Below are 24,535 nucleotides of genomic sequence, written 5' to 3' on the forward strand. Positions count from 1 at the left end.
CCTCGTATTCACGGGAAGGACGCGTCCATAAGCGGGAGTCGCATGCCGCCGGAGTACATTGCCCGCCACAGTGCGGGCAAAAGGAACCGGGGCTTTACTTTGCTTGCCAAGGGGGAGGCAATGGCCAAGCTGCCTGCGTATGGATGCGCTGGAGCAAAAAACTACCCTCAGCCAAGGTCTCAAGGTCATGCACCTGCTTGCCAGGAGTGGCAAGGGACTCGGGGTGACGCAGGTGGCCCAGTCGCTCGGTTTGCCAAAATCCTCCGCGCATCGCCTGCTCACTCTCCTCGGCGAGCTGGGATTCGTCCGCCAGAATCCGCAGACAAAATGCTACGGGGTATCGCCGCGCATCTTTGGTTTTGTGCACGAGATCTCCACACAGTTTGGCGCGAATTCCAAGGTCGATCCCTTGTTACGCGAGGCAGCGACCCGGCTGCGTTGCAGCGCGTATCTGTGCATGCTCGATGGCAAGGACACCTTCGTCGTCTGCGCTGCGGGAGTGGAGGGAAACACGATCCACTTGGGGACGCATGGCCCGGTGTACGCCACCTCCGCAGGCAAGGTCCTTGTGGCGCATCGCTTGGAGGAGGAGTGGAACTGGTACGCGCCGGAGCCGGACGACGAGGTCGTGACGGAGCACACCAGCCTCGATCCCGGACAGTTTTACCAGCAGCTGCGGGTAGCGCGTCAAAACGGGGTGGCGTGGAACATGCGCGAGTCCACCCTCTCGCACGCGTCCGTGGCGACTCCCGTGCGCGAGCCGGGTTATGAGTACCCGCGGATGGCGGCGGCCTTTGTCGTCCGTTACACCGAGCTGCCCATCCACGACCGCGAGTCGCTCGCCGACGAGGTGAGGACGCTCGCCGCGAAGATCTCCTCGGAGTTCGGCTACCGCCGTTGAGAAAACATGCCTGCGCCGGCATGTGCATGTTCAACAGGCTGAACCTAGCCGGAGGGGACGCGCACGAAGGGTTGATCGGGTGCAGGCGGACTCTTTGCATCGGAGCATGGGAAGCATCGTCCCCGAGCTATCCCGTCTTCACATCATCATCCGGACACAACCCGCGACCCACCTTCCAGCCCTTCAATGAGAACCATCCACCTGATCGGAAATGCGCACATCGATCCCGCTTGGCTGTGGGACTGGCGCGAGGGCATGAACGAGGCGATCGCCACGTGCAACGCGATGGTCTCGCTCCTGCATGAGTTCCCGGACTTTCGCTTCATCCGCGGCGAGGCCGCCATATACGACTACGTCGAGCGCAACGCGTCCGGCCTTTTCAGGGAAATCTCCCGGCTGGTCGCGGAGGGGAGATGGGATGTTGTCGGGGGGACGTGGATACAGCCGGACAACAACCTGCCCTCCACGGAGGCGCTGGTCAGGCAGTTTAACACGGGGAAAAGGTATTTCAGGGAGAAGTTCGGGGTGGAGATCACCGCCGCATGGTCGGCGGACGCCTTCGGGCACTCTGCGGGTCTGCCCGACATACTGGCCGCCGCGGGCATGGACAGCTTTGCGTGCACGCGGCCCCAGGCCCACATCCTCGCTCTAGACAAGCAGGCTTTCTGGTGGCAGGGGCAGGGCGCGCGCATCCTCGCGTTCCGCCCGCATGACGGATGGTATGCCAGCGAGCGCGCCGATCTCGGCAAGCGCCTGGACGAGTGCTTGGTACAGGCCGGGCATGACGACCTCGACAATGTCGCCATGTTCTACGGGCTCGGAAATCACGGAGGCGGGCCGACCCGCGCCCATATGCGGACGATCCAGGAATGGGCCCGCAGGCATCCCGAAGTGTGCGTGGAGCATTCGGGTTTGCACCGCTTTTTCGCGGCATTGAGGAAGGAGCTGGCGGCGAAGGGCGAAAGTTTTATCCCCACGCATCGGGGGGAGTTGAATTTCTGCCTGCGCGGATGCAGTGCCTCCATGGCGCGGTTTAAGTACAGCTACCGTCATGGTGAGGCGTATCTGGCGCGTGGAGAGCGGATGCGCTCCCTCGTCACCGCCATCTGTGCGGACGTGCCCGCCTTCTCCCTCGACGAGGCGTGGCGGACGCTGTTGTTCAGCGCCTTTCACGACATCCTTCCCGGCACGGTGATCGAGCATGCGGCTGACGACCAGCTCGCGCAGATGGGAGGCGTCATCGATGCCGCTTCGAGATGTGAAACCGTCACGCTTCTGGGGCTCGCACGCTCCATTGATACCGGGGCCGGGATGTGGGAATTGCCGGAGGACCATCCCCTCCCGCAGCCCGTGCTCATCTGGAATCCCCATCCGTGGGAGATCGAGGAGCATGTCGAGATCGAAGTCTCGCTGGATAACCGCCCGTTATGGAATTACAGCGGTACGGGCAAGACGCTTCCGTTCGTCGTCGTGGAGCGCGCGACGGGCAGGGTGCTCCCGCATCAGGATATCCCGGTGGTGCACGACAGTCTGGTGGACCTGATATGGAGGCGTCGCGTGGTAGTGCCTGTGTCGATACCGTCCTGCGGATGGTCGCTGCTGCACGTCGGGCTCGATCCTCTCGGCATGTTGAAAAAGGAACCGGGTGCGAAAAGCCGTGAAATGGAAAGGCGGTCACTCCTGGAGGTCACCATAAAAAACAAGCACCTCTACGCCACCGCCAAGGTGGGGGCATCGTCCATCACTTTTGAAAAAGGAGGGGCGGCATGGCTCGGAGACGGTTTGCAGGTGCGCGTGTACGAGGACAGGTGGGGAGCATGGGGAGGGATGCTGGAGGAGCGCGACTCCTGGCTACTGACGAAGGAAGTGGAGCGGTGGACGGTATCGCAGTCGGCAATACTGGAGGAGGGCCCCGAAGTGAGCCGGATGTGGGTGCGCTTCGAGGGAGCACACTCGCATGTCGAGCTGATACTCTCGCTGGCAAGGGACAGCGGGCATGTGGATATCCATGCCCGGGTGTTGCTGAATGACCGCGGAGTGCGGTTGAAGCTCGTCATCCCTGCGTCGGGAGCGGAGGGGCTCGCCCGGTTCGCAGTCCCCGGCGGTTCGGTGTGGCGATCACCATGCGGAGAGGTCCCGGGTGGCCGGTGGGTGAGCGCCGGGGCGGGAGCGGATGCAGTCGGGTTCGCGAGTGATGCGCTCTATGGATTTGACACCACGGAGACCGAGCTGCGTGCCACGATCGCACGCACTTCGCGCTATGGAGGCGATGTCCATCGCGAGCCGCAGGAGCGCCCGTGGCAGCCTTGCATGGATATCGGGGATCTCAAATTCCGTGCGCTCCTCACCCCTGAAATTGATTCCTTGGAACGACTCGCCGACCAGCTTCAGGAGCCGCTGGTGGTGCAGACCGTTCCCATCACAAAGATATTTTCCCCGGAGCCAGCGTCCTTTCTTCCCGCGAAAGGCTCGTTGTTCAGCGTGGAGTCGAAGGCGGTACGAGTGCTCGCGATATGCCCCGGCAACCGGGATTCGATCGAATTGAGGTTGCAAAACACCTCGAATGCGCCGCTCTCCCCGCTCGTGGTGAACTGGCTGGGGAAGGACATCGAGCTCGGCCATGTCGATGCGTTTGAAATTGCCACATGGGAAATGAGGCGCGCGGACGGCGGGACATGGACCTGTGAACGGACGGTGATCGGCGCGTCGTAGGCACACCATTCCTGCGGGATGAATTTTTATTAAAGTATCATGAAAAAGAATACCTCATTCCTATCCATCGGCCTTTTCCACCCCGGGGCATGCGTGGCCTTGGCAGTCCTCCTCGGCGTTTGTGCCAACGCAGCCGCGGGGACCCTTGTCCTGTCGAATCGTTCCGGCACCGTGGGGGACACGACATACCGGTCGGCGAACCTGTCAACCGTGGAGCAGGCGTATGCCGACGGTATGGCATCGGGGCTGCAGTTCCGCACCACCACCAATGATCCGCGCATGGTCTTTGTCCATCAGCCCGTGCAGGCTGAGGAATGGAAATCGCTGTGGGTGAAATTCACACGGAAGCCGGTGCACGAGGGCGAGCAGTTGGAGTTTTATTTTATCACCAAGGCCGATCGGCGTTACGGGGAGGACAAGGAGAAACGCGTGTCCATCCCGGTGCGAACGGGGAGCACCGAGGTGGTGATCGACCTGCAGTCCGTGCCGGGCTGGAAGGGGGAGGTGATCGAGACGCGTCTCGATTTCGGCCAGCGCGCCAACGTGACCTATCTGGTGGAGGAGGTCTGGTATTCCACCGCAGAGGTGCCCGCACAGCAGTCCGCAGCAGCGGATGATCCGCTCCTGCAACGCATCGAGGCGGAGCGCTCCGATCCGAAGTGGACCGGCTCCGACGACGAGGCGCTCATCCTCAACACCGAGTATCTAGTCCCCTTGGGCAGGGAAAAGCCCGTGCTGCTCCCCGTGTCGCGGGAAGACAGGGAGGGGGGTGCGAATGACACGGTCGCGTTTGATGTATGGTGGTCGGCGGCGGGCAGTGTAAAGGATGTCGATGGCGGCTGGGAGTCCGCGCTGTGGTGGCTGCGCGACATGAAGAGCATCACCTTCCGCTACAAGGTCAGGCAGGTGCAGGGTAATCCGGAGCTTGTCGTGCGACTGTACGAGCGCGTGGCCGGGGTCGGGCTGAACAACGATGCCTGGGTATGGAAGGCCCCGCTGAAAAAGACCTCGTGCAAGGACAGCTGGCAGGAGGTCGCGCTCACCCGGCGTTCCACCGCGTTCCGCCTCACGAGCGAGGGCACCCAGGAGTGGGAGCTGATAAACTACATGACCATGACTTTCCTCGGCAAGGGGCACGATGGCGCGGAGGTGATCGTGGAAAGCCCGCTCATCCACTTGAACGACGGGCGCACGCTCAAGCTTTGGGACCCGCGGCGGCGTTATGCGCATTTCGACACGGTGAAGGCCGGGGCGATGGCCGCGCCCGGCGAGGGCCGATTTCTTATCGGCAAAGGCGGCAGCCTGCTCTCGAGCGGGAACGGGCGCGCGCTGCTTCTCGACTTCAAAAAATGGATACCCAACGTGGGGCTGGCCGCCAACCAGGACATGGTGACACTAGCCGCGCAGTCCGAGTGGCTACGCGGGAACGACATCGGTCTGGTGTACCAGCAGGGCGGGGCGTACGGGCTGGCCGAGGTGATCTCCGGGGCTAAGGCCTGGAGTACCACCCCGTCCGGGATATCGCGCACCAACTTCCCCGGCTCCTTCGGCATGGTGGGGGTGATGAAATATTATGACATGACCTCGCTCGCGATCAGGAAGGGGTTTGCGGATGTATTCGATCTTACTGCGCGAGCAGGCGTGCCCGAGTTCCAGATCATCGAGTCCTACTGGCCGTCGGTCGGTGGATTCTGGAGCGGGGGCGAGGGGAGTCTCGCGCGGCTGAGGGATTCCCTCGCGGGGCGCGACAGCGGGCTGGAATGGAAAACGCCCGCGGGCACCCGTCGCCTGCATTTCAGGGATTTCTTCAAGGATGCAAACGGATTCATGATGGAGCCTTCCGGGATCGGCTTGCAGTCCTGGGACGAGTTTGAAGTGCCGAAGCTCGCCGGGGTGCGCTCAGCACAGACGGACGCACAGCGCAGACACTTCTTCCTCATGATGAACCTGACGCGGTACGAGGCATTAAAATTCTACGGCGACCTCGGGGCATCCGCGACACGCTCCGGCGTGAAACTGGGCACAGTCATCAACCGGGAAAACTATGACAACAGCTTCGATTTTTTGGGGTTAATGGCTGCTCCGGGTGTCAGGGCCATCGGGCATGAGTACTTTGGAAACCCGAGCCACTCGCTTGAAGGCGCGTTCGAGCATGGGCAGGTGCTTCAGGCGCTTTCCCGCGCCTCCGACACCGAGGTGCGCGCTGTGGTGGAGAGCAATGCCACGGGCACGAGCGGACGCCCCTACTACGATCCGCAGATCGCCTACGCGGTGTCGTACGCACTCTGGGCGGCGGACAGGCCAGGGAGCGTCGAGAACGACTGGTTGAGTTGGAATGCCGCTGATCTCGGTCCAAACGGATCGGCGGTCCAGCGTGAGCGCCACGCCGATTTTGTTTTCAAGGGACTGGCATACCTTCACATCCTGCAGGATGACTGGAAAGTATCCCCACCTGAGAAGTCCTTCGCCATCATACGCAGTCGCAAGCTCAATGACGTGGGAGCCGTGCCGGGCAACTATAGCGAACTGCTGCAGGCGGAGGCATGGCCGCGCATGCGGTTCGATTTCTCGGAGGCGCGTTTCCTCGGCGATCAACTGAAAACGGGGAGGGTGCTTTTCGGCGAGTGGTCGCATCAGACTGAGGTGGATACACAGTGGCTGGAATCCTGGCTGGAGGCCCGCGGAGACCGGACTCTGGTGATGAGCGGCTTCCGGCCCGGAAAGGTGCCTGACGGGGCCAACTATTCGGCATTCGAGATGCCCGCTTACGTCATCATGAATTCGCAGAGCGGATTTCAAAAACTGGTGGGTAGCCGGGTGGCCAGGATCGCGGGTTTCGCGGGGCGTCCCCGGTCCGACTGGCTCAACGACGCCGAACTGCCGGAACGCATTGAGCTGCCTGCGTATTATTACCTCGAAACTGCGGGGCGGGGGACCGATGTGTTGGTGTCGCTCCGGGGGCAGCCGCTTGTTTCGAGACACGTGCGGGCCAACGGCTCCTCCGTATTGTATCTCCACTACGATCCGTCCAGGGAGACTGCGGACCTCGACCGCGCCATCCTCCATCGGCTCGCCCAAGAAAGCGGCATACGTCGCGATGTCGTGGGCTCGGAGGGACTGCTTGTCCGCAGATACGAGGGAACCAACGGCGTCCTGATCGCGGCATTCGACAGGGTGTGGATGCACGCCTTCAAGTTTACCTACGACCCTCTCGCCGGGTTGCGGATGAAATGGCAGTGGAATGGTCCCGAAAGGCATGTCGAACTGCGCGACGACGAGCAGGGCGCCTACGTGGTCGATCTGGTCACGGGAAAAGTGACAGACAGGAAGGCCGGGGAGAACAAACTGGTGTTGAACAAGGTCGGCGGAGGCCTGTGGGTGCTGGCCGGGGACAGGGAAACCGCCGACAGGCTGGCGGCACGCGCGCGCCTCTTTCAACCCTTGCTGCAGAGTTTCGCCGAGCCTGCCAAACCGACGGCAACACGATCCACTGTCGCACCCGCATCGGTTCCCGTGGGACAGAGTCGGTTGATGGACAATCTGAAGTCGGGCAAAAAACAGACCGTGGTCCTGTTCGGCACCAGTCTGAGCAGGGGCAGCGACTGGTTCCCCTCGTGGTTCCAGCCCGTGCAGGAGATTCTGGACAAGAAGTTTCCCGGGCAGCTCACCGTGGTCAATTCCGCCGGGAGCGGACAGCATTCGCGCTGGGGCCTGGAGGTGCTGGATGAGAATGTCATCACGAAAGCACCGGATTGTGTGTTCATCGAGTTTTCGATCAATGACGCAGTGGTCCGGTTCGACCTGTCTCTGGATGAGTCCCGTAAAAATATGAATGGGATGATCGATCGGATACAGGCGGCGCTCCCTGGGTGCGAGATCATCCTGCAGATCACCAACCCCGTAGTGGGAAAGTCCGAGGGCGACAGAAGCCATCGCCGCGAGCAGGAGAAGTACGAGCAGATATACCGCGACATCGCACGTGAGCGAAAACTGGTTCTCATCGACAATGCCCCGCTCTGGCGGGCGATCCTCGAGAAGAAGGGCGAGCAGTCCTACCGCCAGTTCGTCCCGGACGGCATCCACCCGATAGGCTCCGCCTACAAGGCGGTGACCGTATCCAATATATTACGGACCCTTGGATTCTCGAAATAACGGCGGGGATCGCAACCCGTCCCGTATCCGGATAAGAAGCACCCTCCGAAAGACATCGGAGGGTGTTTTGTTATTTCCCCAGCGCTTCGTCGAGCCTGTCCCGGATGTTGCGGGGATCGACCTCCGAGAGCATGATGCCCTGCCTGTGGGCCAGCGCCACCGCGACACCGGCCGCCTCACCGATGGCCATGCAGGTGGGCATGACCCTGAAGCTTCCCGCCGCCTCGTGACTGGCGCTGATGCAGCGCCCGGCAGCCGCCATGTTTTCCAGTCCCTCGGGCAGGAGGCAGCCGTAGGGAATGCCGTAGAGCAGTTCCCCGTTCACCTTGTCAAAATTGGTTTTGGCGTTGTCCGGGCTGTGTATGTCTATCGGATACGCGCAGCGGACGACCATGTCGTCGGGCTGTCGTTGTACGGCGATGTCCTGCTCGGTCAATGTGCGGAGTCCGACAATACGCCTCGATTCGCGAACACCGATTTGCGGCCCGGTTGACAGGATGTGGCTGTTTGCAAATCCCGGGATGTAGCGCTTGAAAAACGAGGCGATAACCCCGGCCTGCTTCCGGCCCTCTATTTCGGCGGCTGTTACGTCGAAAGGGTTGCACGCATCGTATCCGAGCAGCCGTGACCCGTTGATGGTGATGTGCGTGGGGTTCTTCGGCATAGCCCACCACATGGCGATGTTCTCGCGGGGTATGTTCCAGTATCCCTCCGCCCTGGCCTGCGCTATTTCCCCTGAAAAACAATCCCCTCCGCAGGCGTACCGGCCGTGTATCAGTTTCCCTCCGCTCTCGGCCCATTTCTCCGGCTCGAATCCTCCCACCTGGACGATCATCGACATGGGCTGAGTCTTGCCGTCTCCATTCCGGCCGTGGGTGTACCCGGCTCCTGCCAAGGTGCATGCATCCGCATCACCGGTGGCGTCTATGACAAATCTGGCGCGCACGAGCACTGTGGCGCCCTTGCAGGCGAATCTGAGTATCCATCCCCCCGCGTCCCGGGAGATTGTCCTGAGCAGGCTGTGATAAAGCAGTTTTCCCCCCATCCGGAGGATGTGGTTTTCCATTATCCGCTTGGATACCTCTACATCGAAGAAATCCACATGCTCCCCGTCCCCCAGGTATCCTCCATCCGCCTCAAAAATGTCCTTGCGAAGAGCCCGGTACACCGATTCGGACAAATCTTCCCCGTGGTATTTGTAGTTAATATACGAACTGATGCCCGATACGGTTCCCATCCCGCCCGGGAAACCGTGGCGCTCGGCGAGCAGGACGGAGCATCCATCCCTGAGGGCGGCTATGGTCGCGCCATATCCGGCGGAGCCCGCACCGATGACTACGCACAGGGTATTTATTTCCATCAATGGTTGATGCATGAAGGTATCCTGAAGACTTGCTTTGTGATTGGACCCTCAAACAATTCCATATGCTCACTTCTGTTCAACCGAATGAACCGCGATATCTCCTCGATTGTTCAATGGATTGAACGCTTCGGAGAAAAACAGGGAAAAGACAGTGGAATGTGATTCACGGATGGACTTATCCTCGGCCCATCAGTCATTGATTCCCCCAACCCAAAAGCGTTCCCCTTGGATTGCATTCTTCCTCATACAAAACGCTATGAGCGGACATGCTTCAGGACATGGAGACTTGGGAAAGGGGATTTGTTTCTTTAAGTCACATCACCCTCTGTTAACCCGAAAAACCATCATGAAATTGTATTTCATCAGGCCAGTCATCCGAAAGTGTGCCGCATGGGCATGCATCGTCATCATGAGCGCCGCATTGTCCGCGCAAAGCGTCCAGCCGGTCGCGCCCGGGGAAGAGGAGGAGATCATTATCCTCAGCCCTTTTGAGGTAGTGGAGGAGAGTGATCCTTATCTGGCGACCAACGCCGTGTCAGCCACCCGCTTCAACCAGCCCCTCAAGGAACTGCCGATGCCGATTACGGTGCTGACATCGGAGTTCATAAGCGACATCGGCGCGCTCGACATCGGCGATGCACTTGAGTACTCCGGTGCCACCAAGAATACGACTTCAATCTCGGAGTCGGTCGATTCTCCCAGCTATAACGGGGTGAATGTATCGCTTAGGGGCTATACCGTGGATGCTGTTTACAGAAACGGGTTCCGCTGGAGTGGAAATGACGATGTCCTTTTTATTGATCGCATCGAGGTGATCAAGGGACCGTCTTCCGTGTTTGCCGGTACCATCGGGCCGGGGGGAACGATCAATGTGATCAGCAAAAAACCGTCGAACAAGCCCGAGGGCGTGGCCTCCGTGCGCTACGGAACATGGGACCGACTACGGGCTGAGCTATTCTGGTCTGCTCCGGTCAACGAATCAAAGACATTCAAATACCTGGTCGGGGTCGCGGTGGAGGAGTATGATGGAAGCCCCTATGACTTCGCCAAAAGCCGGAAGAACGTGGTGGGCTCCGCCTTTGAATGGCGTCCCTCCAAAAAGACCACGATCGCGATGGACATGCAATGGCTGAAGGTGGATTCCGTGCCGGCGCTTTCATCGGTCATCTATCTGGACCCGTCCCGCACCAAGATTCTCGATCACGTCCCCTTTGCCTTCAACCGCCACGGTCCGGAAGCCTATTCCAATTTTGTCCAGATGGGCGGCAGCCTGAGCGTCACCCATTCGTTCAACAATGATTGGTTTCTGAAGATGAGCATCTTCGGGCGGTATACTGACATAGACCAGCTGCTCACCGACGGCTCCTCGGTCGCGACAGTATATCAGTCGGGTGTACGAACGGTGGGGATACAACCCCGCTCCGTGCAGGCGAGAAACTACTATTATGTGCCTCAGGTCAATCTCTTCGGACAGATGGCGTACTGGGGGATAAAACACAAGATAAACGTCGGTGTTGACGCCAGTTTCACTCCGACACAGAAAAACCGCCAGTACAAGGGTGCGAACCAGACGATCAATATGGATTATCCCGAGTATGCTCCCTTCGGTGATCTCACCATTTTTTATCAGGACCTGGATGTCTATTCCAACGACCGAGGAGCCACGATAAACAACATATTCACGATGTTTGGCAACCGCCTGACCTTGCTCCAGGGATATCGTTACGGAACCTCCTACAGCCGCCTGCGGGGACTTCGTGAATCGACTGTGATGGACAAGGCGGCGCATATGCCCTCCGTCAACATATGGAGCTACGGGGTTTCTTATGTATTCACCCGCCAGATATCGGGATTCTTCAGTTACGCGGAGTCCTACGTGCCCCAGGGCTGGGCCTTCGATTATTACGGCAACGTGTTTGATCCCATCCGTGGCAAAGGATACAACTACGGGATCAAGGCGGACTTTTTGAGCAACCGCCTGGCGGTGCAGATCCAGGGATTTAACATTGAGCGTTTTAATATACAGCAGCCCGATCCCGAGCACCCCGGGTTCAATATCGCGAGCGGTGACGAGAAATCCGACGGATTTGAAATAGGCGTGATCGGGCGTCCTTGGAAGAACTGGCAGGTGGTAGCCAGCTATGCCTACACGGATGCACGGGTGACAAAGGATCCCACACGCCCCCAGAACGTGGGTACCCACGCCTCCAATAGACCCTATAACCAGATGAGTGCGTGGAACAGGTATAACTGGTCCAAGGGGTTCTTGAAGGGGTTTAATGTGGGCGTGGGCGTCACCTACGTGGACGAACGCAGGGGCAATCCCAACCTCGCCGACCTGCCCGGCCTCAAGCTGCCCGACTACACGCGTGTCGATCTCGTGGTGGGATATTCAACCAAGATTTTCAAAAACCCCGCATCCCTCACGGTAAACATGGGCAATCTTTTTGATAAGAAGTATTATCAGAATTACGACGGTTACGGACCTCCATTCAACGTGAATGTAACCTTGCGCTGTCGTTTCTAGCGTTCAGCTCAGCTCGTCTCCTGCGGCCCGAAAACGCTCACTCTGGGCCGTATGCATACCCCCCCCAAAAAAAAAAAACCTCCATGCCAGACCTCGTACCATGAACAGAAAAACACCATATCATGCCTTCTCCTGGCGCATCGCATTTATCATCGCATTGATCGCATCGCCGCTGCTCTTCCCGCATATCAACGCAGCGGATACCATCCTCAACAGCGAGCACCATATCCCGGCAAATGTGACCGGGACGCCCGAAGTCTCTGTCGTCGCGGATGCTCCGGTCACCGTCCAGTACATACTCGACTCCTCAACAAATCCCAATGGCTTTCTCGTCGGATGGGATTCGGAGGAGTGGTGGCATCCGATGGCCGCAGGCAGTGCAACGCTAAGGCTGCGGTACAAAATACTGTCAGTCACCGGCCCCAACGTATCCATTGTCATAAAAGGATACCGAAGGTTGTCCGGTGAGATGGATTACTGGCGCAAGGCGGTGACGGTCACCGGGCCGACATCGGACTTTGTGGATTTCAACTTCGGCCCCCAGGAACCAGGCATGCAGTTTGTGCCCGGGGCGGAGAATAACCCGAAGTGGCAGGACGTGAATTTCTTTTCCTTCTCGCTGGTCGGCGGAGCGGGGGCGTCCCTGACGATACAGTTGCAGTCTCCGGGGATATTGAACTCGCAAGGGCAGGTCATCACCTCCTTCTGGCAGGCCGACAGGACCACTTCCGGCGGGGCAGACCCGTTTCGCGTTATACCGCAGATGTTCCGGCAGGCGTCGGACAACACCGGGGTGACGGGAAACCTGGCGACGGGCAGAGGGCTTTTCCTCATCGGCCGCGGGTCCAATATCCTCCAGTCCACCGTGGGCAGGGACACCCTGCTGGGGTTGAAGGACGCCGTAGGGGATTACGGGATGGCTGCGAATGTCGCGTTTCCCGCGCTCTCCCGCGAGCAGGCGTGGATGCAGCAGAACCTAGCAGGCGTCGTCTATCAACAGGGTGGGGCATATGGGCTTTCTGAATACATCAGCGAGGCGGACGCGTGGCTAACTGCGCCGGACGGTTCCTCCAGGAACCACACACCCGGCCTCGGAGGGCTGACGGGAGCGATGAAGCACTTCGACGCCGGTTCTCCGGCGGTGTGGACTGCCTTTGGCAATCTCCTCAACAGACTGGCGGCCAGCCGTGTGAAAGAGTTTCAGCTGATCGAAACCTACTGGCCGCATACGGGGGGATTATGGGGACATGGAGAACCCGAGCTTGTCAACCTGCGGACGAGCCTGAGCGGTGCGGACACCTATGCCGAACGTCCGGTTTTTAACGAGGACGGAGTGGCGAAGCGTCTCGGATTCTGGGACTACTTCCGCGCGAGGCACGGCTTCACATGGGAGCCTGAGGACTTGGGCTTCACAGCAGGGTGGGCCGACTTTGTCCCGCCGACAGTCGGCGGCCCCGGAGCCATCCCGGCAAACGACATGCAGGGACGTAAACGCTATCTGCTGATGTCCACCCTCTCGGCGTATCAGGTGATCAAGTTTTACCAGCGGGTCGGCTGGCATGCGTACGAAGTGGATGTGAAGCAGATAAAGTTGTCGGTCATTCCCAACAACGAACATTACAACAACAGCTTTGACTGGCTCGCGTACCAAAGCGGCCGCTATCCGCATGTCGTGGGGTTTGAGTATTTCGGAAACCCCAAGAATTTTTCCGCCTATGAAAAAGGCCCCGTGTGGAACAGGATGTTCGCCCTTCGAGACAAACCCGGGACTCCTAAGGAACAGCGCATGGTGCTGGAGACCTCCGTGATGGGACTCGGGAGCAACGAGCCCTACTGGGACCCGGAGGTGACCTATATCACCACCTACGACTTGGTCGCCAGCCAACAGCCCGACAGCGTGGAAAACGACTGGGTGAACTGGGTGGACGCCGACATCGGCACCAACGCGCAGATGACGCGGCGCTTCAGCGATTTTGTGCTCAAGGCCCTGGCGCTTAATCACGCGAGGGAGGATAACGCTTGGCGCCCCCTGCCAGGGCAGACCGGTACGGAAGGGTTCTACGGACTTCTGGATACACGCAGCCTCAATCAAGTGAAGCTGGGTAACGTATCGCAAAACCAGCTCTACAAAAGCGCCTCCTCGCTTCATTTCCCCTCGCTCCAGTTCGATCTTTCCCAGGTGCGGGGGCTGGGCAACTTCGATCTGCCCCCGAACATCCTCGTCGACGACCAGGCTTACCATCTCCCCGAGGATATCGCGTGGCTGAGGGGCTGGCTCTCCGGATCAATCCACCGCGTTCTTGTCGCCCACGGGTTTTCCCTGGGCAAAGTCCACGATGGCACCAATTATTCCGAGGCATGGAATGAGTTCCGGGTGCTCAATGCCCCTTCGCAGACCACCGCCCTGCTCGGATCTCCGCTGTCGTTTTCAGGATTCCTGACCTTCTCCGGGCAGAACGTGGTCGGAGGAAGCGACTGGGCGGGCGATCCGCTTTTCGATAGCGTGACCATAAATGGCATGATCGCCCACTACAACTACTCCACGCCGGGCGTCGTGTTGCTCTCGATAAACGGATGCCCCCTCGTATCCAAAGTAAGAATATACGATGACGCCGGACTCCCCAAGGGGGTCGTCTATTATCTCCATTTCCGACCAGGAGCCTCGACCACTGCCGCAGTGGAGAAAGCCGTCCTGGCCAAGATACTGGGAGTCACGCTGAAACGCGACTTCCTCCCCGCAGGAAACTCGATAGAAAACTACAAGCTCCGCAGGTACAGGACAAACGACGGACTCTCTGTGGTGGGATACCACCCGCAGGCCCTTGATGACTTCAATTTTGTTTACGACCCCACCGTGGTGCAGAAGCTCCCCTATGCAGACCCTGCATACACCGGATCATTCAAAGTCAGGCTCTCCAGCGAGCTCGGAGCAGTCGCAGGCGGAACCGTCGCGGTGATAAACATGATATCAGGCAACCTGAGTCACCAGCCCGTGACCGAGGAAATGGGAAGCCTGTACATAACGCTATCCCTTACGGGACGCAGTTGTGGATTATGGCAGATAGTCAGAAGCGACGACCAGGACGCCCAACAGGCATACCTATCCCGGGTCGAGGATCTTTCACTCTATTTCCCCTCTACCGCCCAATAAGGATGTCCCGGGATAACCCCGAAATATCCAAAAAACATTGGAGAGATAGGACATGATCTGAAAGGTGGGCGCGGGCCGGCATCGATCACCGGCCGCGCAAGAGTTGCAAGGGCCTGCCGATACCAATCTAACGGGCATACATCTGGATACTCAACAGCGGGGTGTGGTGGCATATGCTTCCCCCGTCCTATTGGGTTTCGAATTTTAAACAAGTAGGTGACAGTTCCCCCATATCTAACAATTGAGATTTAATTTATAAAAATATATATTTTTATAATAATGGGATATCATGCCCAAGCTGCGAAAACTGCCCTTCGAGACGCTCCCGCCCGTCGCCGCCACTCTTCAATCGGCTATCTCTCACCGCTTGATTTCGAAAACCAGAAGAACCAAAATCTAATCCTCTGCGCACCAAGTCCACTTTCCGAGGGTAATTCCACAAGGAGGGTAAGTGTCGGTCCGGGCGCCTGCTTGACGGTGGGCCGAGGCAAGTTGGCGCGTAGTAGTCACCACTACGATGTGCATGGTGGGCTTGCCCCGATAATTCGGACACGGGCTTAGGGTGATTCGACTTGGTATAGTTGTGATTCGAATTGAACGGGGCTTTGATAAGCCAGACTCGAATGGAGCCGGGTGCGATTATAAAATGATTCGATATAATCAAAGATCGCCGAGCGCGCCTCGCCGCGCGTGGCAAACTTGCGGTGATAGACCACTTCGTATTTCAGACTGCTCCAAAACGATTCCATATGGGCGTTGTCGTAGCAATTGGCCTTCCGGCTCATCGAGGCCACGAGTTGGTTTGCCCTGAGCGTGCCGCGGAACGCAGCGCTGGCGAACTGGCTGCCCCGGTCCGAGTGCACAATCAGCGCGGGCGCGGGGCGGCGTTGCGCGACGGCCATTTTCAGGGCGTTCACCGCCAGCGATGCGGCAAGCGTCTGATCCATGGCCCAGCCAACGATGCAGCGGGTGTAAAGGTCGAGCAGCGCCACCACATACAACCAGCCCTGCGCGGTAAGAACGCAGGTCGCGTCGGCTACGACCGGAAAAACGGGGTTGATCGAGTTGCGCTGACTCATGAGCTCCGATTTCGCATCCGTGCCGTCCGCGGAGCCCCCGCACTACGATAGTCTGATTGCGGAGTTGAATCATCTGCTGGAGACAGCCCGCCGCACCTCTACACGCGCGATCAACGCCGTAATGACGGCGACGTACTGGAAAATCGGGCGCTGTATCGTCGAATATGAGCAGAAGGGCGCAAGACGCGCTGCCTACGGCGAGGAATTGTTGGAGCGTCTGGCACGCGAAGTAGTGTCTGTCAAGTTGCGCAGATTTACAAAAGCACATAGTCGGCGGAGGAAGGTTATATGTTGTTTTTGTTGGTTGGTTCTTTCGTGAGGGTTGAGAGCCGCGCGTAGGCCCGGCTTGGCGGGCCGCAGCGCGGCTCTCAACTTAAAGTTCACGCCGCTTGTTTTGACTCCATCGTGTTTGCGGCGGTGAGGTGGCTCATGTCCATGTAGCGTTTCTGGCCCCATTGGCTTCCGGCCACATGCCGCAATCGGGCTGCGACCAATATCATCGCAGAGTTGCCGTCGGGAAACGCTCCCACTGCCCGCGTTCGCCGTCGTATCTCCCGCATGAGCCGTTCCAGCGGATTGTTGGTCCGCAACGAGCGCCAATGCTGGCTGGGGAATGCATAATAATTGAGCGTCTCATCCATGCCCGTTTCCACCAGTTGCGCGGCGGCTCCAGTTTCATCTCGCGCAGTTTTGCGCTTACTTGCGTTGCTTTCATCCGGGCCGATTCGCGGTCTTCACTGGCGTGGATGGCTTTGAGCATCGCCGAGACTTCCGCACTTTGCCCGCGGGCACCGGCTCCAGACGTTGCGGTAAAAATGCACCGCGCAGCGCTGGTGGCTGGCTTCGGGATAAAACTCCGCGAGGCTTTCCACCAGACCGAGGCACTTGTCCGAGATAAACAGCTTCACGGTTTTGAGCCCGCGTTCTTTGAGCCGGCGTAGGAAGTTTTGCCATGAGGCCTTGTCCTCCTTGGTGCCTTCCTCGACGGCGAGCACTTCGCGGTATCCTTCGGCATTCACACCGACCGCCACCAGGATGCTCACGTTTTTGACTTCGCCTCCCCAGCTGCGTTTCAGCCAGATGCCGTCGAGATAGACATAGACGTGTTCGCCTTCGATCGGACGCCCGCGCCATGCATCGATTTGCACCGCGACTTTCTGGTTGAGCTCGCTCAGCACCGACGGACTCACCCGGCTGCCCCACAACGCCTCGGTGATGTCTTCAACCCGTCGCACCGACACCCCGGCCAGATACATCTCCACCAGCGCTTCCTCCACGCTGCTTTCCCGCCGACGGTAACGCTCTATGATTGCCGTCTCAAACGGCAGTTTCCGCAGCTTGGGCATGCGCAGCGTCACTTCGCCCGCCTTGGTGTGATATTGCCGGTCATAATGGCCGGCGCGGGTTGTCACGCGCTTGTCCGTATGCTCGTAGCGTCCGGCCTTGCATAGCAACTCGGCTTCGGCATCAAGCATCGCATTGAGCGTTTGTTCCACCGTACTCACCACCACTTTGTCGAGGTGGCTTTTGACCATGCTCTCGTCCACCCGGATCACTCCGCCGGGCATGCTTTTTTCCTCGGCGACTGCTTGGCCGCCTTCATTTGTCGTTTCAGGATTTTGGTTCATCGGGGTTGGTCCCCTCGCTTCTACATCTTTAAAAAATCTGCGCAAGATTCAGGACGTTATCTACGTAAACACACCAACGCCAGACACTGCGGGAACACGCGTGTTTACAGCGGACATGGATGCACTTACCCCGGATGCGAACAAAGAACACCTCGTTTGTTTAACTTATTTCTGCTTCGATTTTCACAGTGGAGCCGGGCACCGCAATGGGGATGACGTTGCCGGAGATTTTCCGTCCGTCGATCTTCAGACTCTCGATGCCTTTGCTACGCGCGCCCGGGTTTTTCACCGTGATATGATAAGTCGCGCCGCGATACCGGCGGGTGACGCTAAAGCCGGGCCAGCTTCGCGGGATGCATGGGTCGAGGCGCAAGCCGTCGTAGCCGGGCTGGAGGCCGAAAATGCCTTGGGAAACGGTGACAAATGTCCAGGCGGCGGTGCCGGTCAGCCAGGCATTCTTGGCCTCGCCGGGCGTGGCGGCGTCACGGCCCGCGATCATCTGTGCATAGACGTAGGGTTCGCAGCGGTAAGTCTCGATCCGCGCTTCCTTCGCGGCGGGGCAGATGCTGAGATAATATTCAAACGCGCGGTCACCCTCGCCGAGCTGGCACCAGCCGAGGTGCACCCAGGTGTTGTTGTGGCAGAAGATGCCGGCGTTTTCCTTGTAACCGGGCGGGTAGCTGGAGACCTCGCCGAGTTCAAGATGGTAGGTCGAGTAGGCGGGTTGTTGCAGGATGATGCCGTCGGGCGTGTAAAGGTGTTGGTGCACGCTTTCGAGCGCCTGCCGGGCGCGGCCATTGCCGGCCCCCGCGCCGCCGAGGACACACCATGCCTGGCTTTCGATAAAGATTTTGCCTTCATCGCAGACATTGGAACCAACAGGTTTGCCGGCGGCGTCGAAGGCGCGGATGTACCATTCGCCATCCCAAGCGTGCGTCTCGACTGCGTCGAGCATTTCGGCATGGTGTTGCGCGATGCGCATGGCGTCAGCGGCACGGCCAAGCCAGCGGTAAAGTTCCGTCAACTCGCGCGTGGCGTAGAGAAACAATCCCGCGATCATGGCGGACTCGGCGATGGAGCCTTTCACGTCGCCCGCGCATTGGAAGGATTCGTTCGGCTCGGTGGAAAAGCAATTGAGGTTAAGGCAGTCGTTCCAGTCGGCATGGCCGATGAGCGGCAGGCCGTGCGGACCGCGTTGTTTCATCGTGTAGGCGATGCTGGTTTCGAGATGGTGGAGGAGGTTTTCCGTGCCGCCGGGTTTGTCGGCGTAGCCCACGGGGGCGTCGAGGATGGCGCGGTCGCCGGTCTCCTTGATGTAGGCGCAGGTGCTCAGGACAAGCCAGAGGTGGTCGTCGTAAAAATCGCCGCCGATCTCGGCATTTCCCTTTTTAGTGAGAGGTTGATACTGGTGATAACAGGTTCCGTCGGAAAGCTGGGTGGCGGCGATGTCGAGGATGCGCTGGCGCGCGCGATCGGGCAGCATGTGCACGAAGCCTAGAATGTCTTGGTTGCTGTCGCGGAAACCCATGCCGCGTCCGATGCCGGTCTCGAACATGCTCGCGGACCGCGAGAGGTTGAAGGTGGCCATACACTGGTATTGGTTCCAGATGTTGGCCATGCGGGCGGCGATGGGATCGGGGCTCTGCGTGACCTGAAAGGCGGAGAGGTGCGAGGTCCAAGTGACGTTGAGCCGGCCAAAGGCGTCATCAACCGCGGCGATATTCTTGTATTTCGCCATGAGGGCGCGGCCCTTGGTTTTGTTGATGACAAAGGGGTCGGTGAACCTAGGATTTTCGGACGCGGGCTCGCCTTGGTCAACATAGGCGAGGAGGAAGGCGAATTCGCGCGCCTCGCCGGGCTGGAGATTGAGTTCGATGAAGTGCGAGCCGACCGGGCTCCAGCCGTGCGCGATGCTGTTGCGGGCGGCCCCGGCAAGGACGGCCTGCGGTTCGTGGAGGCCGTTGTGCACGCCGACAAAGGCGTCGCGGCAGGTGTCGTATCCGGAAATGGGATGCGTGCAGCCGAAGAGCGCGTAATGGTTGCGGCGTTCGCGGTATTCTGTTTTGTGGTAGATGGCGCCGTCGGAGGAATCGACCTCCACTTCGCCGATGGAATAGGTGCGCTGGTAATTGGTCATGTCATTGAGCGCCTCGAACAGGCAGAACTCGACGAAGGAGAAGAGCTGGATGCGGCGGGCGGTTTCACCGGTGTTGCGGAGGGTGGTGCGCCAGATTTCGAGGGTTTCCCCCGGAGGGACGAAGAAAAGCATCTCGGCGGAGATGCCTCGACGCGCGCCGGTGATGCGCGTGTAGCCGATGCCGTGGCGACACTCGTAGAAGTCGAGCGGGGTTTTGACGGGCTTCCATCCGGGATTCCACACATCGCCGGTCGCGGCGTCGCGGATGTAGAGATAGCGTCCGCCGACATCCATGGGGATATTATTGTAACGGTAGCGGGTGAGGCGGCGCAGCTTGGCGTCGCGCCAGAACGAATAGCCGCCGGCAGTGTTGGTGCACAGTCCGAAAAAGTCATCCTGCCCGAGGTAGTTGAGCCAGGGCAGCGGCGTGTCGGGACGCGTGATGACATATTCGCGGCGCGCGTCGTCAAAATGGCCGTAGGAAGAAGAGAGAAGCGTATTCATGATTGACGGGATAGAAAATATAAACGGCTGAAATTGACGGATAACCTTAATGCCGGGCACCGGCACGATATCCATACAGTCCGTAAAAGGCGACATAGGCGAAAGCGACCATCGGCACGGTGAAGGAAATACCGATGCCGGCGTGGTCGGCCAGGAGACCCTGCAACGGCGGGAGCAGCGCGCCGCCGGCGATGGCCATCACGAGGAATGACGACGCCTGGCTCTTGAGCGCGCCGAGCCCGGCGATGGCCAGCGAGAAGATGTTGCCCCACATCGCCGAGCAGAACAATCCGACGCCGAGGACGGCCCACCTGCCGATGCCGCCGCCCGCGGTCATGGCGGTGACGAGCAAAATTATATTAACCGCGGCACACGCGGCGAGCAAGCGCTGAGGCGAGGACGAGGTGGCAAGGAATATGACCGTCACCATAATCAATAACACCCCGGCATTCAGCGCCGCCTCACCACCCCACGTAGCCCACAATACAATGAACGCGACCACCGGCACCGCCAGCATCATGCCGCGCTTCAACGCCATGCCCATCTCGCTCAACGAAAACGCCGCCATAAAGCGCCCGATCATCAAGCCGCCCCAGAATATCGACAGATAGCGACTGGCCTCGCCGGGCGGCAGCGCGCCAAGCGCGGGCGAGCCGAGAAAGCTCACAATCGCGCTGCCCACCGCGACTTCCGCGCCGACATACATGAATATGGCCAGGATGCCGAGCGTAACATGAGGGCGACGCAGCACTCCAAGCCCGCGTTCGATTTTATCATGGTTGGTGAAGGCGGGCAGGCGCGCGCATTTGAATAATATTGCGATTATTACAAAAATCGCGGCGCAGCACAGGTAGGGAATTTTCACCGCGCCGGCGCCGTGCGCGCCAGGGCTGGCGAAGACCTTGAAGACCAGCCAGCCCGCAACCAGCGGCCCGATGGTGGTGCCGAAGGAATTGAAGGCCTGCGAGAGATTAAGGCGGCTCGACGCGGTGCGCTCGGGGCCGAGAATCGTGACATAGGGGTTGGCCGCAATTTGCAGCAGGGCAAACCCGATGCCGACCACGAACAACGCGCCGAGAAACAGCGGATAGGAAACCGCCGTCGCCGCCGGATAAAACAACGCGCTGCCGAACGCGGCCGTGAGCAGGCCGATGATGACGGCGTTTTTATAACCGATGCGGTTGATGGGATCGCCCCAGAGCAGCGTCGCCAGTATATACAAAGAAGACCCGAACGCATATGCGCCGAAAAACGCAAACTGCACCAGCATGGCCTGAAAATACGTGAGCGTGAACGCATCCTTGAAATGAGGGATGAGGATGTCGTTCCACACCGTCATGAAGCCCCACATGAAAAACAGCACCGTCATGACGGCGAACGGGCCGCGGCAGGTTTGTGATTCCGACGGCGGGCAGGTGGCGGAGGCGGCAGAAGTGGCGGGATTTGTCATGGAGATGCGTGGTGCAGGGTCTGACCGTTACCGGCCAGCCGGCAACGGGGCCGAAGCATCAGGGAGGACACGCCCCGGCCAGCCATTGGTTTGTCCGCATGTAAAACCACGGGGCAGACGCGGCATTGTTTACATAAGGCAGGGAACTACCGGCATCGCAGGCATGCCGGTCTCCGGGAGAAATAAGATTTAATCGAAGACGCCTCAGAACCCGAGCGTGATGCCGAGAGTAAACCAGAGTTTGTTATCGGTCCATTCGATGCCGTCGTTGGTGGCATAGTGAAGGCCGGCGTGGAGCAGTGCCTTGTCGTTGAGTCGATACGGGAGCGTGAGGTTGGCGCCGTAGTAGTTGTAGGACTCCTTTGCTTTATAGCTGCCAGCCATGCGGTTGGCGCCGGTGTCCCAGACCACCCGGTTGTCATCGGGCGTCCAGTCGCGGGCGGAAACAGTGCCGGCAAAGACATTGAAATCGAGTGATGCACCAAAGCGTCCGAATTTAATCGGGAGGCTATATCCGGCAGAAGCCTGAACCGTGGCCGACTCAAGGCGAAAATCATAATAGCCATAAATGCTAATGGAGAAACCGCCAATTCCGTAACTCAGGCCCAGACCCAGTTCGTAAGAGTCCTTTGTCTGCCCGCCGCCGGCCTCGGGATACCAGTAATACGTGCCAAGCAGATCGACCGCCAGGTGGTCGGTGAGCTGTTTCTTGCAGCCGACATAGATATCAATCTCGTCGTTTTCCTCCTTGGTGACCGGCAGGTTCGTCCAGAAGCCCGCATAGATATTCTCGACCGTGACTTCAATCGAGGGCTGGAGACTATTGCCAGCCTGTTCGAGTCCGCGGAACACATGGTCGTTGGCATACATGAAATCATACGACACTTTGAACGGATTGTCCTGCGCGAAAAGCGAGGACACACCGAGAAGGGCTGATAACAGAAGGGCGGTTTTCTTCATGGGAGTGGAGTTCTTTGAGGTTGTGCGCGGGGCGGGTGCCGAGGGTCTTGTGATATGGGGTCGGGGCAGGGTTGAAATAAGAAATCATTTTTACGTAACATTCCTGCCCCGGACAGGCGGCGGGCGGGTCATTCCCCGGCCTTTTTCTCGTAATAATCGCGCAGGACGAACCAAGCCTTTTTCTTCGCGCCGGATTCGCCGATCAGGCCTTTGCGGTTCCAGCCATCCTTGATGCCGGGAAGCGGACGGCGCGGGGAGCGGAAATCGGCCAGTATCCACGGCGTGGCGCCGCGCCAGGCGGGGATGCGCTCCAGCATGGGCAGGGTGCGGCGGTAGAGTTCCTCCTGAAATTCCTCGCTGTAGCGCACGTCGGGCGCGGCATGAAAACCCTCAAGCGCGCCGCCGCCAAATTCGCTGATAAAAACGGGCTTGTCGTAGCGGATGTCCCAGCGGATGCGGTCGCACTTTTCGGGCAGCCCGTCATACCAGCCGATGTATTGGTTGAAGGAAATGATGTCAGTCAGCGCCCCGAGCGGGTCGTCGATGATGCGGGTGTCGGGGGCGTGCTCCTCGTGGTGCGGTTCCATGGCGGCGGAAACGAGCCGGGTGGGATCAAGCGCGCGGACGTCGGCGACGAGCGTGCCGAGGAAACGCGTGCGGGCATCGTTGACCGGAGTCTCGTTGGCGACCGACCAGATGATGACGCTGGCGCGGTTGCGGTCGCGGTGAACGAGCTCGGCGAGCTGGCGGCGGGCGTTGGCGAGCGTATCCGGATTTTCCCACTGGATCGTCCAGTAAACGGGAATCTCCTCCCATAGCATGATGCCGAGTTCGTCGGCCACGCGGGCCATATGCTCGTTGTGCGGGTAATGGGCGAGGCGGGCGAAATTGCAGCCGAGCTCGCGCGCCCAACCGAGCAGCAGTCGCGCGTCCTCCTCCGACCAGGCGCGGCCGCCGCGCAAGGGATTTTCCTCGTGAATGCTGATGCCGCGCAAAAACACGGGCTCCCCGTTCAACAGAATGTCGGGGCCGCGCGTCTCGACGGTGCGGAAGCCGATGCGCTCGGTGACGAGCGCGTCGCCGGCGGCGATGGTCACGTCGTAGAGTTTCGGCGACTCGGGCGACCAGCGCCGGAGCTTGCCGGCGGCGACGGGAAACTCGCCGCGCGCCGCGCCGTCCGCGCCAGGCGTGAGCCGCGCTTCGAAGGCGAGCCCGGGGATGGAAACGGTGACGGGCGTGGAGGAGGCGGCGGAGCCGTCGAGGCGGATGCTGATGGCGATGCGGTCGGGCACACCGCGGGCGAGTTGGATGTCGTGGGTCGCGACGTAGGTCGCCGGCATTTCCACGACAAACACGTCGCGCGTGAGGCCGCCGTAGTTCCACCAGTCGGTGGAGTCGGTGGGCACGCCCTCCTTGAGCCGGGTGTTGTTGACGCGAACGACAAGCGAATTGGGGCCGTCCTTGAGCCGGCCGGTGATTTCGAAATTAAAGGGGGTGAAGCCGCCGATGTGCGTGCCGAGCCGACGTCCGTTCAGATACACATCGGCCCGATAATTCGCGGCGCCGAAATAGACAAACAAACGCGAATCCGGAGAGGTGGGCCGGTATGAAAACTCGCGCTGATACCACACACTGCCTTCGTAATAAAAAAGCTTGTCGTCCTGCGTGTTCCAGTCGCGCGGAACGAGGAGTGTCTGGCTGGTGGAAAAATTATACTCGACGAGGTCGGAGGGCGTGCGCGCCTTCAGGTCGAGGGCGTAGCCGCCCTTGATGGGGTCGCTCTGGTCGTAGGGAATGCGGCGGTAGTTGTAGAAACCGGTGTCGTAGGGATCGACGATGACGCGCCATTTCCCGTTCAGGCTCAGGCGGGTTTGGGCGTAAACATTCGGGATGGCGTCGGACATGGCAGTGGCGGAGGCGGTGCCAGTTAGAAAAACGAGGGAGAACCACACGAAACGAAAGGAAATCATG

At 59.6% G+C, this 24,535-nt stretch carries 13 protein-coding genes and 1 pseudogene; 7 read left to right on the forward strand and 7 right to left on the reverse strand.

The genetic code is table 11. From position 1 onward, the window contains the following. Window positions 1–139: 139 nt before the first annotated feature. The 3 genes from OH491_RS26910 to OH491_RS26920 all read left to right on the forward strand — a co-directional run bounded on the left by OH491_RS26910 (window position 140) and on the right by OH491_RS26920 (window position 7,765). Entirely contained in the window at window positions 140–901 is a 762-nt protein-coding gene (locus OH491_RS26910) for an IclR family transcriptional regulator (protein WP_068772799.1), read from the forward strand. Between the two features lie 186 nt (window positions 902–1,087). Next, entirely contained in the window at window positions 1,088–3,613 is a 2,526-nt protein-coding gene (locus OH491_RS26915; protein WP_068772798.1) for a glycoside hydrolase family 38 C-terminal domain-containing protein, read from the forward strand. A 39-nt stretch (window positions 3,614–3,652) separates the two neighbouring features. Further along, window positions 3,653–7,765 carry an SGNH/GDSL hydrolase family protein gene (locus OH491_RS26920; protein WP_084442653.1) on the forward strand — a complete coding sequence of 1,371 codons (4,113 nt, stop codon included), beginning with the start codon at window positions 3,653–3,655 and terminating at the stop codon, window positions 7,763–7,765. A 70-nt stretch (window positions 7,766–7,835) separates the two neighbouring features. Here OH491_RS26920 and OH491_RS26925 read toward each other — a convergent pair whose 3' ends face one another. Further along, complete coding sequence (locus tag OH491_RS26925) at window positions 7,836–9,125, reverse strand: FAD-dependent oxidoreductase (protein WP_334319690.1); 1,290 nt, start codon at window positions 9,123–9,125, stop codon at window positions 7,836–7,838. Here OH491_RS26925 and OH491_RS26930 point away from each other — a divergent pair. The 3 genes from OH491_RS26930 (at window position 9,018) to OH491_RS26940 (ending at window position 14,806) form a co-directional block, all read left to right on the forward strand. Continuing rightward, window positions 9,018–9,290, forward strand: a complete 273-nt coding sequence (locus OH491_RS26930) for a hypothetical protein (RefSeq protein ID WP_342751113.1) — start codon at window positions 9,018–9,020, stop codon at window positions 9,288–9,290. The genes OH491_RS26925 and OH491_RS26930 overlap by 108 nt on opposite strands. A gap of 247 nt (window positions 9,291–9,537) precedes the next feature. Continuing rightward, window positions 9,538–11,655: a TonB-dependent siderophore receptor gene (locus tag OH491_RS26935; RefSeq protein WP_334319689.1), complete on the forward strand. Its 2,118-nt coding sequence runs from the start codon at window positions 9,538–9,540 to the stop codon at window positions 11,653–11,655. Window positions 11,656–11,755: 100 nt separating this feature from the next. Continuing rightward, window positions 11,756–14,806, forward strand: a complete 3,051-nt coding sequence (locus OH491_RS26940) for a hypothetical protein (RefSeq protein ID WP_145929081.1) — start codon at window positions 11,756–11,758, stop codon at window positions 14,804–14,806. A 557-nt stretch (window positions 14,807–15,363) separates the two neighbouring features. Here the strand turns inward: OH491_RS26940 and OH491_RS26945 are convergent. Next, window positions 15,364–15,885, reverse strand: coding sequence for an IS3 family transposase (locus OH491_RS26945; RefSeq protein ID WP_068772794.1), 522 nt, complete (start codon window positions 15,883–15,885; stop codon window positions 15,364–15,366). On the opposite strand from OH491_RS26945, the gene OH491_RS26950 reads away from it, so the two are divergent. Continuing rightward, window positions 15,884–16,204, forward strand: a complete 321-nt coding sequence (locus tag OH491_RS26950) for a DUF1016 N-terminal domain-containing protein (RefSeq protein WP_084442651.1) — start codon at window positions 15,884–15,886, stop codon at window positions 16,202–16,204. The genes OH491_RS26945 and OH491_RS26950 overlap by 2 nt on opposite strands. Before the next feature lie 61 nt (window positions 16,205–16,265). Here the strand turns inward: OH491_RS26950 and OH491_RS26955 are convergent. The 5 genes and pseudogenes from OH491_RS26955 to OH491_RS26975 form a co-directional block, all read right to left on the reverse strand. Then, a pseudogene (locus OH491_RS26955) lies at window positions 16,266–17,513 on the reverse strand (IS256 family transposase). Window positions 17,514–17,673: 160 nt separating this feature from the next. Further along, the gene (locus OH491_RS26960) at window positions 17,674–20,154 is read right to left on the reverse strand and encodes a GH36-type glycosyl hydrolase domain-containing protein (RefSeq protein ID WP_068772862.1); all 2,481 of its coding nucleotides are present in this window, start codon (window positions 20,152–20,154) and stop codon (window positions 17,674–17,676) included. Between the two features lie 46 nt (window positions 20,155–20,200). Next, a complete protein-coding gene (locus OH491_RS26965) occupies window positions 20,201–21,604 on the reverse strand; it encodes a sugar MFS transporter (RefSeq protein WP_334319688.1) in 1,404 nt (467 codons plus the stop codon). A 204-nt stretch (window positions 21,605–21,808) separates the two neighbouring features. Further along, on the reverse strand, window positions 21,809–22,564 hold the full coding sequence (locus tag OH491_RS26970) for a TorF family putative porin (RefSeq protein WP_068772793.1): 756 nt from the start codon (window positions 22,562–22,564) through the stop codon (window positions 21,809–21,811). A gap of 128 nt (window positions 22,565–22,692) precedes the next feature. After that, window positions 22,693–24,534: a glycoside hydrolase family 2 protein gene (locus OH491_RS26975; RefSeq protein WP_068772792.1), complete on the reverse strand. Its 1,842-nt coding sequence runs from the start codon at window positions 24,532–24,534 to the stop codon at window positions 22,693–22,695. Between the last annotated feature and the right edge of the window lies 1 nt (window position 24,535).

It is taken from the genome of Termitidicoccus mucosus (assembly GCF_038725785.1).
GTDB lineage: Bacteria > Verrucomicrobiota > Verrucomicrobiia > Opitutales > Opitutaceae > Termitidicoccus > Termitidicoccus mucosus.

Excerpts from the sequence above, each read along its gene's own strand:
- OH491_RS26920 (WP_084442653.1), top strand. The coding sequence starts at position 3,653 with ATGAAAAAGAATACCTCATTCCTATCCATCGGCCTTTTCCACCCCGGG.
- OH491_RS26945 (WP_068772794.1), bottom strand. The coding sequence starts at position 15,885 with ATGAGTCAGCGCAACTCGATCAACCCCGTTTTTCCGGTCGTAGCCGAC.
- OH491_RS26940 (WP_145929081.1), top strand. The coding sequence starts at position 11,756 with ATGAACAGAAAAACACCATATCATGCCTTCTCCTGGCGCATCGCATTT.
- OH491_RS26960 (WP_068772862.1), bottom strand. The coding sequence starts at position 20,154 with ATGAATACGCTTCTCTCTTCTTCCTACGGCCATTTTGACGACGCGCGC.
- OH491_RS26950 (WP_084442651.1), top strand. The coding sequence starts at position 15,884 with ATGAGCTCCGATTTCGCATCCGTGCCGTCCGCGGAGCCCCCGCACTAC.
- OH491_RS26975 (WP_068772792.1), bottom strand. The coding sequence starts at position 24,534 with ATGATTTCCTTTCGTTTCGTGTGGTTCTCCCTCGTTTTTCTAACTGGC.
- OH491_RS26965 (WP_334319688.1), bottom strand. The coding sequence starts at position 21,604 with ATGACAAATCCCGCCACTTCTGCCGCCTCCGCCACCTGCCCGCCGTCG.
- OH491_RS26935 (WP_334319689.1), top strand. The coding sequence starts at position 9,538 with ATGAGCGCCGCATTGTCCGCGCAAAGCGTCCAGCCGGTCGCGCCCGGG.
- OH491_RS26970 (WP_068772793.1), bottom strand. The coding sequence starts at position 22,564 with ATGAAGAAAACCGCCCTTCTGTTATCAGCCCTTCTCGGTGTGTCCTCG.
- OH491_RS26910 (WP_068772799.1), top strand. The coding sequence starts at position 140 with ATGGATGCGCTGGAGCAAAAAACTACCCTCAGCCAAGGTCTCAAGGTC.
- OH491_RS26925 (WP_334319690.1), bottom strand. The coding sequence starts at position 9,125 with ATGGAAATAAATACCCTGTGCGTAGTCATCGGTGCGGGCTCCGCCGGA.
- OH491_RS26915 (WP_068772798.1), top strand. The coding sequence starts at position 1,088 with ATGAGAACCATCCACCTGATCGGAAATGCGCACATCGATCCCGCTTGG.